At 45.6% G+C, this 14629-nt stretch carries 10 protein-coding genes; 1 reads left to right on the plus strand and 9 read right to left on the minus strand.

The genetic code is table 11. The annotated features are described in order from the left end of the window. Positions 1-114 precede the first annotated feature (114 nt). Positions 115-645 carry an RNA methyltransferase gene (locus tag B9J87_RS14560; protein ID WP_370685849.1) on the plus strand — a complete coding sequence of 177 codons (531 nt, stop codon included), beginning with the start codon at positions 115-117 and terminating at the stop codon, positions 643-645. 96 nt (positions 646-741) lie between these two features. Here the strand turns inward: B9J87_RS14560 and B9J87_RS14565 are convergent, their stop codons facing one another. From B9J87_RS14565 to B9J87_RS14605, 9 genes are all read right to left on the minus strand, one after another. After that, positions 742-3660, minus strand: coding sequence for an alkaline phosphatase family protein (locus tag B9J87_RS14565; protein ID WP_094151468.1), 2919 nt, complete (start codon positions 3658-3660; stop codon positions 742-744). Positions 3661-3836: 176 nt separating this feature from the next. Then, positions 3837-4850: a LacI family DNA-binding transcriptional regulator gene (locus tag B9J87_RS14570; RefSeq protein ID WP_026027775.1), complete on the minus strand. Its 1014-nt coding sequence runs from the start codon at positions 4848-4850 to the stop codon at positions 3837-3839. A 63-nt stretch (positions 4851-4913) separates the two neighbouring features. After that, positions 4914-7514, minus strand: coding sequence for a glycoside hydrolase family 3 protein (locus B9J87_RS14575; RefSeq protein WP_094151470.1), 2601 nt, complete (start codon positions 7512-7514; stop codon positions 4914-4916). Then, on the minus strand, positions 7514-8608 hold the full coding sequence (locus tag B9J87_RS14580; protein ID WP_088733558.1) for an ABC transporter ATP-binding protein: 1095 nt from the start codon (positions 8606-8608) through the stop codon (positions 7514-7516). Before B9J87_RS14580 ends, B9J87_RS14575 begins: the two co-directional genes overlap by 1 nt. A gap of 80 nt (positions 8609-8688) precedes the next feature. Beyond that, positions 8689-9555 (minus strand): carbohydrate ABC transporter permease, encoded by an 867-nt coding sequence (locus B9J87_RS14585; RefSeq protein WP_017044900.1) that lies wholly within the window; start codon positions 9553-9555, stop codon positions 8689-8691. Between the two features lie 4 nt (positions 9556-9559). Then, a complete protein-coding gene (locus tag B9J87_RS14590; protein WP_094151478.1) occupies positions 9560-10546 on the minus strand; it encodes a carbohydrate ABC transporter permease in 987 nt (328 codons plus the stop codon). A 94-nt stretch (positions 10547-10640) separates the two neighbouring features. Next, positions 10641-11888, minus strand: a complete 1248-nt coding sequence (locus tag B9J87_RS14595) for an extracellular solute-binding protein (protein WP_094130044.1) — start codon at positions 11886-11888, stop codon at positions 10641-10643. A 30-nt stretch (positions 11889-11918) separates the two neighbouring features. Continuing rightward, on the minus strand, positions 11919-12926 hold the full coding sequence (locus B9J87_RS14600) for a LacI family DNA-binding transcriptional regulator (RefSeq protein WP_017044901.1): 1008 nt from the start codon (positions 12924-12926) through the stop codon (positions 11919-11921). 337 nt (positions 12927-13263) lie between these two features. Continuing rightward, positions 13264-14502 carry a carbohydrate porin gene (locus B9J87_RS14605; protein WP_094151481.1) on the minus strand — a complete coding sequence of 413 codons (1239 nt, stop codon included), beginning with the start codon at positions 14500-14502 and terminating at the stop codon, positions 13264-13266. Positions 14503-14629: the final 127 nt, after the last annotated feature.

Genomic DNA, 14629 nt, shown 5'->3' on the forward strand with positions numbered 1-14629 from the left:
CTCCAAGAAAGGTCACGAAAAATATAAAAACTATTGAACGATTTATCGATATTTTTTCTTTCAAGGCAAATTTTAGCGTTATACTGCCCGCCCCAAATTGTGAGAGGATTTTTTGTGGAACGTGAAATGTCAGTGATCATTGGTTTGTGTAACCCTAAAAGCCCAACCAACGTAGGTGGTGTGATGCGCGCGGCAGGTTGCTACCAAGCGTGCGCGGTTCGCTACAGTGGTGAGCGTTATGATCGCGCAGTGAAATTTCAAACCGACACAAAAAACATTCAAAGTAAAATCCCGCTCACCGCGATGGTGGAGATCACGCAGGACTTGCCAAGTGAGATGAAAATCGTCTGTGTTGAACTGGCAGAAGGGGCCACACCACTGCCCGAGTTTATTCACCCGGAAAAAGCGCTGTATGTGTTTGGCCCTGAAGATGGTTCTATTCCACAAGAGATAGTTAACCAAGCCAGCGAGGTTGTATACATCCCAACGATTGGTTGCATGAATTTGGCCGCGAGCGTCAATGTGCTGCTGTATGATCGCTTAGCAAAATCCAAGCTCGATATTGACCACAGCCAACGTATTCTGAGCAGCCGAGATGTGAAAAATCGTTTGAAGTTTAAACGTGCTGATCAACCAGCCACTTAAGGCTGCAATCGAAACCAATGAAACAAGCGAACGTTCTTCACTCAATAGAGCCTAACGCTCACTTATTTCATTGGCAGTCATAACGGTTAAGTCTCGCTAGCGAATATCCAGCTGTTTAAGAACCGATGGGTAACCCCAACCATCTTCACCAACTTTAACTTCGTCTCCCGTTAAATAGTGATAAAGAGTGGGCGCAAGTGAGCCATTTTCGACTGAACCGAGCGGCGTGGCTTGATTACCAATCGGACTCCCCCAAAAACCGATAAAAGCATCTTTTTCTAGGTAGCTTTCACCCGCATGACGCCCCGGAACTTTAGTATTAAAGCCAACGCCCTCTTTAGGAAATAGGTTAATGGTGCCCGCACGGTCGTCTTCATAAATAGCAGCAAGCTGATTAACCGAATCTGGACGGGGCGTAAAACGTGTTAACTCTCGCCACTGCGCACTTGAGCACCACGTCTCAGCTTGATTCGCTTTAGCGTGATAAACGCAACGTTCGACGAGTTGTGCATAATGTTCTAGCTCGTCAGATGAAGGAGGCGACAAATAAGTATTTAACTGCTGAACGCCAAGCAGCAATGGCTGGCCCGATTTAGCAAAATAGCGCAGTTTATCACCCTTTTTTTCAATCCATTCATCCACTCGTTTACCTTGCCGCTCGCCAACCAACCGTACAGAACAACCTGTTAAATCACATGGTTTTTCTCTCACGACTAAATAATCTAGGCTTTCAGCAAGTCGCGCTACGGTTTCATCGATCACATCAACCTGCTGCCCTGACTTAGAATGGATCGGTTGCCAACGGATCAACTCTTGATAAACCGGTTGAACTTCCCATCCAGCTTCTGCATTAAAGAAATCCATCATAAAATTTCCACCCGCAGTGGAAGCGACGACCACATCAATCCCTTTGTTTGACGGCGCGTTAATCGCATTCGTCATTTTTGGCCCTTCTCCCTCATCCGATGAGATTTTCTTCACCTTGAGTTTTATTCCCAGTAGTGACGCTAGCGGATCAAAGATCTGTTTTTCTGGGTTGAGGGAGAAATAAACAGGAGCTAAACCATGATCGCCAGCCATGCCCCATAACGTGCGGTCATATACTCCAGCGTCTTGATAGGTTGCTTCTATTTGCGCTAGCCAGTAATCGAGGCGGTTTAGTTCCCCAGTTGGCATGATGACTTCATCGCTGAATGGGCCGCTAAAATGAGCAAAATGATCCGGCCATGGATTATAAATCAGCGTATAGTCGGGCATTCCTTTCCGTTCTTTTTGTGCAAGTTGTTTCAACTGGTGAGCAAGTACTTGATGGCGAGTCCAGCGAGTATAAAAATCCCACTTGCTTATCTGCTGATAGCGCGTGACCTCTTCAACTAATGTCGTTCGCAACTGTTGGAGTTCACGTTCGACAATCGCGCGCTCTTTCAGCTCACGCACACACCGCTTTTCACCAAAATCACGTAGTGCCTCACCCGCCCCCAAATTCACTAAACCATCATAAGTGGTGTGAGCATTCCAATCGTATTGCGCATTGCAGTTGAGGGTGTTGAGGTAAGCGAGGCGATCAAACATCGTTTGTACTTGGTTTTTAACCAGTAAGCGATCAAGCTGCAGTGCATCATTACCAAAAAAGTAATAAGCTCGGTCGGTTGGGCGATCAACAAAGTGGAAATTGGGTATGCCAGTACCACCTTGGCCGGACACCTTAGCTCCTGTTTTTATGATCGGTAAATTACGCACACTGATCGTTGGTGTTGATGAAATGCCCACTTGAGTAATAGAAGCGCGATGATCACGATACAAGCGTTTAAAAAATGGCAAGTAATGTGGATCGTGATAAGGCTGCTCAGCCAATATCTGCATGAAACGTACTTGCTGCTGATGTTCGGGTTGAACCACCGCCATTGAAGAAGGCTTAGTGCTCAATCGATTGTTGTGATCTTGGTGAGCTTTGCGAATAAATGGCTTACTCGGGTCAACCAAACCTTCGATCAGCCCTTGTTGCAAACCATCCACGGTGATCTGCACTGCCATACGACGTTGTTGCTGAGAGCGGAGAAACGCAATCAATGCTTGAGGATCATCATCAAGTGCTTTTTGTAACCAGGAATTTAGTGCTTGTTCTCGCTCTTGCTGATAGACAAATTGGCGGTAGCCTTTTAATACGTTCATACGCACAAAATCAATCAAAGTAACCGTGATTGCCTCTGCTTTGTTGTTCACTCGTGCCGTATTTTCTGGCTTTGCATCTTCTAATACCCCAAAAAGGGCTTGCTTCATCTCTCCTTCATCCATCCCATTAGCAGCCTGGCTAATAATTTGGATCACTATCGGTTGGATTTTATTAATCAGTAATCGATCGGGTTCACTTGACGTCAGATATTGATAGTGATCCGGCAATCTCTCAAGCTGTTGCCACTCACCAATTTCAACCAAGGCATCATACACAGTCACCATGGCCGCAATAAATTGGGCATCCACTTTAATCCCTTCATGATGCCCTTGATCTTTAATATTTTCTTTTTGTTCACTCACCACCTCTTCCCCATAATGGTAGAGGCTATGCTCGAATCCCTTTAAAACCTTTGCGTCATAAACAGTACTTAAATACTGTTTAAATACATCATCATTTTCTAACCCCGTATAACGATCATAATATTGATATAAAAAATAGCCCAGCGGGATGGCGTAAGTTGGGTTAGAAATTTGTGCAATAACGCGAGCTTTTGTTTTTGCATCTAAAGGCAACATAAGGATATAGCTATCGAGTGTTACCCCGGCGATGGTAAATAAGGTCGAATCACGGGCAAAGCGCGTTGAATAGCTTAAAGACGACGCCATTTGATTTTTTAATATTTGCGCCGAATTGAACAGCCCGCCAACCACAGGCGCATCACTGATAGCAGCGAAAGAAGTTGATGAAAGTAAAGAAGTTAAGAGTAACGCGATGGGTTTTAGCCGCCCAAAAGAATAAAATATCATACTGTTTTCCCTACAGTTATTGCATGCGCACATTGTGGCAAGCTTACTCGTAAGGTCAAGTCGTAAGTCATATTGATGTTATAAGCCAACGATACACGAAGATGAATGTGAGGATTTAGTGGTAAACCTTAGCTCTCAAGGCACATTAGTTCGCCAATTCCGACGGTTATAATTTCATGTCCTACTAGCCCTCTAACGAGGGCTTTTTATTAACGGTAGATAGACTTTGTGGACTCTCGCACAATTAAATCGATAGGAGGTAACCTAGCATCGTGCCTTTCACCACTGAGCAAGTTGAGAATGGAATGCGCACACACCGCACCGATCTCTTCAATTGGTTGGCGCAATGTCGTTAGGGCCGGAGTGAAATACTGAGAGACAGGTAAGTCATCAAAACCAATCACTGAAACATCATCTGGCACTCGCACTCCGTGGTCAGTTAACGCCTTAATGGCACCATAAGCCGTTTGATCATTAGCAGCAAAAATAGCCGAGAAATGGACTTTCGACTGCAACAGTTCAACCGTCTTTTCATACCCACATTCAGAGCTAAAGTCACCTTGTTTAATGAGTTTAGGCATAGGCTTAATTCCCGCTTCACGAAGCGCTTTTTGGTAGCCAGTGAAACGTGCGGTTGAATCAGGCTGATTAGCGAGCCCTTTTATATGAGCAATGTTCACGTGCCCTAATTGCAATAGGTGCAAGGTGGCAATATAACCGCCGAGTACATTGTCCACATTAATGCAACGTACATTATTACTAACAATTTGGTGGCCGACAGCAATGATGGGAATCGATTGAGCATATTTGAGGATTTGATCGCTTTTTAAACTGCCTGTCACTATGATCATTCCATCGACATTGCTTCTGGCAAGATACTCCAGTGCATGTGCTTCCAAGTTTTTCTGCCACTGACCTGTGGCAATCACCAGTGAATACCCTTGGGTCATTAATACCTTCTCCATGTCATTCAGAATTCGACTGGTGTGAGGGCTCTCTGCGTGCTGCACTAATACACCAATAGTCATCGAACGCTTATTGCCTAGATGACTGGTTGGGTAACTAGGTTTGTAGCCAAGGGTTTTAATTGCACGTTCAATATTTTGGCTTTTTTCATCCGATACGTAAGTTGTGCGATTCAAAAAACGAGAGACAGTGCTTGCCGAAACTTCGGCAAGCTTAGCGACATCATAAACAGTGGGTGCTTTCTTTGATTTTCTCATGGCGATGTTTGGCCCTTTAGAAGCACTCCTTCTCCACACGGAGAAGGAGTCTATCGTTTCTTATTACTGTGTATCCCAACATATATTGGCGATCACAAATTGACACTCACCATTAGTAAATAATGAGAAGGGCGTGTCGAGATGAGTAAAACTTAATCCCTGCTCAGAGAAATGTGAACAAGCAATGTTCACGCGCGTAAAGCTATCAGTGATGGTGGAGAAGTAGTGGCTGACGTCCACTTTAACCACGTTATCAATATCCCCCAAACATCCAGGAACAACGGCGCGTTGCAGTGCCAAATAAACAGGTTCTGTTGCCGCTCTGAGCACTTTAATCTCAAAACTGACCACACCATGCGCATTATCGTAATGGCTGAAATCTTCCGCTTGCCCTAGCCCCGTTTGCGCATAAACCATTGCTCCACCCCCCAGAATTTCTACCTCAACGGCGTCTTGCTGCTGCTGGTAGTTATACGGCTTAGTTCGGACAGCACCGAGTTTCATCACGTTGTTGCGTGAGACATCCACGCCCATCCAATGTTCAGCATCCGACACTTTAAGTTGATAATCGCCTATCGTCGCCATAATGCCATACAGATGCTCTGCACGTGTTGCTTGCCATTTTGCTTCTTCTGAGTCGATATCTAAATCAAGGTTATCCAAATCTCGAGTTTGTTTTTTTTCAGCGTAATTAAGCCCATAACCGTATTCAAATAAAGGAGCATGTTCCCCAACCGGAGACTGCTCACATTCAGGCACGACATAATTGGGAATATGAGGAGGAATACGGTTCACACAGGTGCTGCGCTTTTTATTGGGCCAACTGAATGACAAGGTACCAGAGAAGTCGACATTAACTTCACCATTCTCTTTAGCCACTAAAACATCAGTAATGCCACGTCCTTCGCTGCCGGGTAAAAATGCCGCAACAAAAGCATCAGACAAGGATATTTCTTCATTGACAAACAGTGGACGACCGCTAAAGAAAATCGATACCACTTTTACGCCGCGCTTATGAAATGCTTTGATTTTTTCGCTATCTGCTCGGTAGCGACGTTTCAAGGTTGAAAACTCCAAAGATTGCCACGCTTTGATGTCACCCATCATTTCAGAATAAGGATCTTCACCAAACACCACAACCGCAATATCACCCGCTTGCCAATCACCTGCTAATTCTGGATCGTAGCAAACATTATCTATGCCCAATTCGGCTTCTAACGCCATTTTCACTGTGGTGGCTCCGGGGAAATCGGCTAAGTTATTTTCATCCCCTTGCCAAGTGAGATTCCACCCGCCCGCTTGCTTTTGCAAATCATTGGCGCCGCTGCCCGTTAACACAACCTTGCACCCACGTTTGAGCGGTAAAATACCCTTGTTATTTTTCAACAGTACCATCGATTGCTGCACGGCTTGGCGAGCGATAGCACGATGTTCAGAGCAACCAATCAAAGACTGCTGACCAGCCAAAGCTCGCGCTGAAGGATGCGGTTTTTTCCATAAACCCGCGCGCATTTTCACCCGTAAAATACGCGTCACAGCATCATCAATTCGGCTCTGGCTCAGTACTCCACTTTTGGCATCGCTCACCGCTTGACGATAGGCTGATTGCCAATGCTCACGAATAGGGATCATTAAGATATCGTTACCCGCATTGATAGCGTAAGTCGCATTACCATCGGTACATTTACTGACTTCAGAATGACCATGCCAATCGGTTACAACTAATCCATCAAAGCCCATTTGATCTTTCAAAACATCAGTGAGTAGATACTTACTGCCATGAATTTTGAGGTTGTAATCACCTGAAATGTGCGGTGCGTGATCGTAGTTCGCTTGGTTATCCCACGAATTAAATGAAGACATCACCACTTGCGCACCGGCATTAAGGCCACTGAAATAACCCATGGCATGCACGTTACGCAGCAGATCTTCACTGTAAGTATTGCTGCCGCGATCAACACCATTCACTGTACCGCCATCACCCACCCAATGTTTGACGTTTGAGATCACATGATGCTCACCTTGTAAGTCAATGGCGTCACCTTGCAAACCTGCGACCATTTCACTGGCATAAACATAAGTCACTTCAGGGTCTTCAGAGTAACCTTCATAGCAGCGCCCCCAACGCAAATCACGAGGGGTGGCTACGGTTGGTGCAAAGGTCCAATCAATACCCGTCGCGGCGATTTCCAGCGCGGTAATACGGCCAATTTTGCGAATTAAGGCAGGATTGCGCGCGCACCCCAACCCAATGTTGTGAGGAAATACGGTTGCACCAAAGACGTTATTGTGGCCGTGTACTGCGTCAGTCCCCCACATAAACGGAATATGAAATGGGCGACCTTGATAAGCTTTTTCTGCGGCAAACCAGTATTCATCTGCTTTCGCTACCCATTCACTGGCTGGTGCATGTTTATTGCTGTTTGGCCAAGAGCCACCACCATTGAGTACCGTACCAATCTTATAATCGATGATTTCTTGCGGCGTAATATCGCGGATTTCTGGTTGGATAATCTGGCCAATTTTTTCTTCTAAGGTCATCAACCCGACGATTCTTGCTACTTGCTGTTCAATTTCAGGGTCAGCTTTGATTGCTGATTCTATTTTGGGCCAAACGTCGAAATAAGGGGCTTGCTTTATTATTGTCATCGTCTTGTTCACCATTAAAAACTGGCCAATGAGTTTTCACTCAGCGCATCAAAAATATGAATCGCATCTAGGTCGAGATAGAGTGTAACCTTCGTCACCTCTACCTCTGCCGCTTGGGTTTCCACCATCAAAGGCTGGCCTGCAACATGGGTTTTCAACAAAATACTCGCACCGAGCAACTCTTTATCTTTGAGCGTGACGGCAATTGGCAAGACGCGTTCATGGTTAACTTGTTCTGCGCGTAAGTGAATATCGGTGGGGCGAATACCGACATGCAATGCGAGGTTTTTAGACGCATGCGCTTTAAATCGCTCGGGAAGCGGGATAAAGATGTCACCCAGTTGGATAAGCCATTCGCCATCTTGCTGGATAAGTTGTGCATCAAGCATGTTCATCGAAGGGTTACCAATAAACTGCGCCACAAATTTGTTCGCCGGGCGTTGAAACACCTCTGTTGGTGTACCGACTTGCGCAACATAGCCATCTTTGAGGATCACAATGCGATCAGCGAGCGTCATGGCCTCAATTTGATCATGCGTAACATAAATAGTGGTGGTTTTAAGCTGACGATGTAACTGCTTGATCTCTTCGCGCATCACACCACGAAGTTTGGCATCTAAGTTAGAAAGCGGCTCATCAAACAAGAACACTTTTGGCGTACGCACCATGGCACGCCCCATCGCCACGCGTTGGCGTTGACCGCCAGATAACTCTTTAGGCTTACGATCAAGGAGCGGGTCAAGCTCTAACATTTTTGCCGCTTTACGCACTTCCTTATCGATTTCAGTTTTTGACATGCCTTTTAACTTCAATGCAAACGCGATGTTTTCATACACGCTCATATGTGGGTAAAGCGCATAACTTTGGAACACCATCGCTAAGTCTCTATCTTTGGCATCTACGTTATTCATCCACTTGTCACCAACGTAAATATCACCGGCCGTAATCGACTCCAGCCCCGCCAACATGCGTAATGTGGTTGATTTTCCGCAACCCGATGGGCCAAGAAATACCACAAACTCACCATCATTCACCGTGAAATCAAAATGCCTAACAACATCCACATGACCAAACGACTTCTTAATGTTCTTAAATTCAACTTTTGCCATAATTTTTCTCCTTCACACTGCGCCTTCTTTCAACAAAACCACGCCAGCATGAGTAACTAAAATGAGGGATTAAAGGCCAATTAGCCTTTTACTGCACCGGATGTTAAGCCGCTTATCATCTGTTTGGACGCAAAGAGATAGATAGTCACCAGTGGCAATATAGAAATGGTGGTGCCAAGCATCACCGCACCCCAAGGCGTATTTGGAATGCCTTGCACGCTACGTAACGCCTGAGTAATAACGTAGTTTTCTGGCGATGTGAGCACCACTAACGGGTTCATAAAGCTGTTCCAGAAAAAGACAAACTGTACAATCGCCAGTGTTGCCAACGCTGGTTTCATCAACGGCAAAACAACGCTCCAGTAGGTACGAAACTCTCCCGCGCCATCGAGTTTGGCCGCTTCTAATAACTCTTTAGGAATAGAGGCCATCACGTGTTGGCGCATTAGAAAAATCCCAAATGGAGTGGTGGTAAACGGCAGCCAAACCGCCATGTGGTTATCCATCAAACCCAGAAATTTCACGATCATAAAATAGGGGATCAAGCTCAAGACGGGTGGGATCATCATGGAAGCCACCAACATGCCAAATAGCGCGTTCTTACCTTTGAACTGAAACACAGCAAATGCGTAACCGCCCATACTGCAAAACAACAGTGAGATAGTGGTGCCTAAAAAGGCAATGTAGATAGAGTTAAACATCGCCTGCCAAAACGGCATAATCTGCAACAGCTTTGCATAGTTAATGGCCAAACTATCTCCAATGGCAAAGCTGATGCCTGAACCGAAGATTTCCGTACGATCGCGCGTTGACAGCAGCGCCGACCACAAAAATGGGAAAACGGTGATCAACGCCGAGACAATCAATACAACCGCCAGTAGCGCCATCATTACTTTAGTGATGAGTTCAATGCTGCGATCACTGAGTTTTAAAGCGTGGATTGACATGCTATTACTCCCCCAACCCTTTTTTACCAAAGAAGAAAAACTGAATCGCAGTACAAGTTGCAATCAGCGCAAACAGCAGCCAAGAAATAGCGGATGCCGTGCCCATCTCTAGCCACTCCCAACCCACTTTGTAGAGGTACATTGAGATAGTTAAGCCTGCTTGGCCTACGCCTCCGGTGCCGCGCGTTAATACAAACGGTTCTTCAAACAGTTGTAAGTTGCCAATGATGGTCATGGTGACGGCAAAGAAAACGAAAGGGCGAATCATCGGCAGTGAGATATTCCAAAAACGGCGAAAAGCGTTAGCGCCATCCATCCGCGCGGCTTCTAAAATTTCTTTGGGAATGGTCATTAAACCTGTGGTGTACAACACGATGTTAAAACCGGTGTATTTCCAAAAAACCATGATGGCAATCGAGGGTTTGATCATGTTGGCATCATCTAACCAACGGATAGGTTGATACTCATTAAGCCAAGAAAATGCCCAGCCAAAGACACTGCTATCAGCTAAAGCCGTTAAGCTTTGGTTGATGATGCCCGAATTGGGTGAATACATATTGAAGAAGATGAGCGACGCCGCCACCGTTGAGGTAATGAATGGCAAAAAATAAGCGGATGTCAGCCAATGACGCAGCCGATCGCCCAATGAAACCAAAATATAGGCCACTGGAATAGCCACTAAATGTTGAGCGACGCCCGAGGTTATCGCCAACCACAATGTATTGCTTAATGAACGCCACAACCAAGGGTCGGTCAATGCAACTTGGTAGTTATCAAATCCCACATAATTCATGGCGGCAACCCCTTCGACTGGGTTCCACGCATGAAAAGAGAGATAGACAGAAAACAGGAGAGGAAAAACTCCAAAAACAGAAAAAATAATCAAAAACGGCAATAGAAACCCGTACGGTGTAAGCGCTTTCAAACTCAGGTGAGAAAAAAAACGTCGACCCGATGGCGCTTGCACAGCGTTGCTCGTAACGTGATTCATAATAACGACCTCTTAGGCATAACATCATGCCTTCTATAACTTACGCTTAGTGAACCACCAGCAACGCTGGTGGTTCTTTTTAATGATGACCGTGCTATTGCATATTACGGGTACGACGCTGAATTAAACGTTCTGCATCTTTCAGTGCGGCTTTGATGTCTTTGCCTTCATCCAACACTTCCATCAGTGCATTTTCTAAGATGATAGAACGAGCCACATGGTCACCTTTCGCAGGCGCGACTGGTTTGATGTTTTTTGCCACATTCGCAAACAACAACCGCGCTTTTTGACCACCTAGAAATTCAATTTCTTCATTGAACATTGGGTCATCGTAAGTCGTGACATTAGAGGGGAACGCGGCAATCGTTTCGAACGCTTTAAGCTGCACATCACGGTTGGTTGTCATGTACTCAATCAGCTTCCACGCATCATCTTGATGTTTTGATTGAGTAGGGATTGAGAGAAATGAACCGCCCCAACTGCCGTAAATACCATCAGGAAGGTTTGATACGGCCCATTTGCCTGCTGTATCTGGCGCAATCCAGTTTTTCAGATGTCCGAGTAACCACGCTCCAGAAAGCTGAGTGGCAAAAGTGCCGTTACGGAAACCTTCATACCATTCGTTAGACCACGCTAAAATTCGGCCATCTAGCCCTTTTTCACGAATCGTTTTTGCCACTTCAAATGCATGTACAAAGCGCTCGGAAGTGACGACTGAATTTCCCTTACTATCAAAATACAATCCTTCGCCGTCAGGAACCGTGGTAAAAATGATCGCTTGTGCTACATCAGCGGCGGATGCAATCAGCTGTACGTTTTGTTTCTTCAATATTTCACCGGCTTTGATGTAGGAGTCCCAATCTTTTATCGCTTGATTGATGTCAATCCCCGCCTTTTCAAACACATCGGTTCGGTAGTACATCACGCCTGGGCCAAGGTCGACAGGAATGCCGTACATATGGCCATCACCACCCTTACCTTGTGCCCAAGCATAAGGTGCGAAACGGTCTTGGAATTTGTCCGCGCCATATTTTTCCGACAAATTGACTAAGCCACCGGAGGCAACAAAGGGGCCAATTTTCTCTACATCAACCACAATCACATCCCCCGCTCCGGATCCTGTGGCAAGGTTCGTCGTCAGCTTGGTGTGGTGGTCGCCGTGGTTATTCATTAAATAGTCAACCTTGATACCACTCTTCTGTTCAAAGTCCGGCAATAAGACTTTCAAACTGCTATCAAAGTCGGGGAAACCGTCTAAACGGATGGTGTGGTCGGCAGCATATGTAAGCGAAGAAAATCCTAAAGCCACGGCGCTTGATAGCACTAAGGTCTTAAATTTCATGATTCATCCTTAATATCTTTATTGTTAGGTTTATAGGGTGTTGAGTAAATTTTTGACGGAGTCTCGTATCACCAACGAAGGGGATAATTTGAAGTTCACGTCGCGTTTGTTTTTGTGCAGCTTTTGAATAACGAGCTGAACCGCTTCTAAGCTCATCTGTTCAAGAGGGAAATTCACGGTCGTTAACGCTGGGGTGAGGTAACGCGCGAATAAAATATCGTCAAATCCAACCAAGGATATGTGTTGTGGTATTTGCAACCCGACACGGCGCAACTCTTCAAATGCACCAAATGCCATATGATCGTTTGAAGCAAATACAGCGCTAAATTCACAGTGACGCATCAGTAATTTGCGCATCGCTTTGACGCCGGATTCTTCGGTAAAACCAGCTTCAGACACGAGCGCTTCTTCATAGTCAAGCCCAGCCTCTTCCAACGCTTTTCGGTAGCCTTGCAAACGGCCTCGCGCATCAGATTTATCCAATGGCCCAGTAATGCAAGCAATTCGTTGATGACCCTGACTGAGTAAATACTGTGTCGCCAAAAAGCCACCTATCTCGTTATCAATGTCAATACAACTGCTGGCCATTTCAGGAATAAAACGGTTCACTAGCACCAAATGAACCCCTTGTTGATCCAATTCAATCAAGTAGTCATCGGTTAGATGTTGGGTATGAAGAATTAATGCATCGACTCGGCGACCTAGCAGAAATTGCACCGACTCTTTTTGTCCTTGCTCTGTGTTCGAGCCTGCCGTCACGACGACGTGGTAGCCAAACTTACGCAGCTGCTCTTCAATGTTGTGCAAAATGCTTGAATAAAAAGGGCCCCCTAATTCCGGTACTATGATGCCGATGCTTCCCGTACGGCTTGAAGCCAATGCTTGAGCAATAGAATTGGGGCGGTAACCAAGATCTTTAATCGCCTTTTCGACTCTGAGTTTTTTATCGTGGCTAACACGGCTAGTTCCATTAATCACCCGCGACACCGTCGCTTGCGATACACCTGCATGTTCAGACACATCTTTAATTGTCGCCACTCTCGCCTCACAACATTACTGACAAAACCAACAAGAAACCGCTTTCATGAGCTAGTATTCAAGATATCCCCTCGCTTTAGCGTGAGAGAAATCACATCGAACTAGGCACACAAATGACAATTATCTAAACATTGAAAGCCACAGCAGTTTCCCAAGCAGCCATGAAACTGTTTCATGGCAATCGGAAGAGAGAAAAAGATGGTGGCCGATTACCGTAAATAAAAAAGGGCCACTAATGTGGCCCGAAAGCGTAAGTGTATCGCTGGAGGTTAAAAACCACGGCAGGCATCGAGCGAGCCGTGAAAAAAGAATGGACAGTTAATGATCAAATATGGGGTTACCACCACGCTTCCCACATCGCGCCAATCGTTACCGTATCTGGGTTACTTGCGGCTTTAAATAGGCCGTCTTTGTCGATCACAGTTTCGTTATCGGCATCACCCAAAGTGGCATAGAAACGGAGCATTGGTCGAGCGCCTGCACCTTTACCAAACGAAATGTTCTGCGATAGTGTCACTTTCCAAGAAGAGTTGGTGGCGTCGATGTTGTCAAAATCCACAACATCATAGCCAGCTTCTAACCACGTTGAGTTGGTCTCATCCCAAAAATACATCGGGCGAACCAACACGTTGTAGTTAGTACGGTCATACTGTTTGTATGCACCATCTTCGTAGGCTTGATAAGCCGCTAGGTATTCAATCGCCGCATTGTCACCTAGAGCCTTACTCCCATCAAAGCTCACCAGCAGCGCTGATTGATTCTCTGTTTTCCAAAAAACACTGTCTTTGGCGTTATCAGCATAACGCACCACCAAACGGTCATCCCCAAACTTCAATTCACCCGCCACTTGATACGCGTTGAGTTTTTTGGCCGTTGGATCCGAATTGTCATCAAAGCCGTAGTTAGCATAAATGCTGAGATTGGTTGTATCAGAAAATTGAATGCCGTGGATTTTGGTGGTCAATGCGTAATTACCATCTGGATGATCGCTAGGAGAAGCCCCCGTTGCACTGACGACACTGGCGTCGAATTTAATGCCTCCTAGATTAAGGTTGTAGAAACCACCACCTTGCCCATCATGCGTCATCCAAAAATAATCGTTCAAATTCGTTGAAATACGTTGGTGAAAGTCTCGACCAGCCCATACATAAAGTTCAGGTTGGCTTTCAAAAATGTTGGTTCCGCCAGCGTAAGCTTTAGGCACACCCACCTCATCACCCCAATGGTTGAACATCACCACCACATCCCAAATAGCACCGCTGTCACTGACGAATCCTTTACCAAATTGGAACTCACCACCGTTACCTTCGTTTCCTAAACGGCCTGTTGAGTTACCGTTTAAACGGCCATTGGTTTCAACCAGTTTGACATCGCCATTTTGGTAGGCTGCGCCATAACGAGCATAACCAGAAAATACGATACCCGCGGGAACGTTTATATCTGGTGTCAGCACCAGTGGTTGTTGATCTTGATCCAACACCTCAGGATTTGGCATTGGATCGTTGGCAAAAGAAGGAGCAGAAGAGAGTACGGCAGCCACAGCTAGGGATAGAGGTAGAAGCTTATAATTTTTCATGTTAAGTCCTATTAATCACTTGGTTTGTTTTTGTTCTGTGGTCAGTTTAAAAAATGAAACAAGTGAAAATTAGGTGTCGCTTCACAGCGCGCTCGACTGCTTTTGGCGATGAAACTGAGGAAGACCG

This window comes from Vibrio sp. V19_P1S1T109, assembly GCF_002241375.1.
In the GTDB taxonomy this organism is placed as follows: domain Bacteria; phylum Pseudomonadota; class Gammaproteobacteria; order Enterobacterales; family Vibrionaceae; genus Vibrio; species Vibrio anguillarum.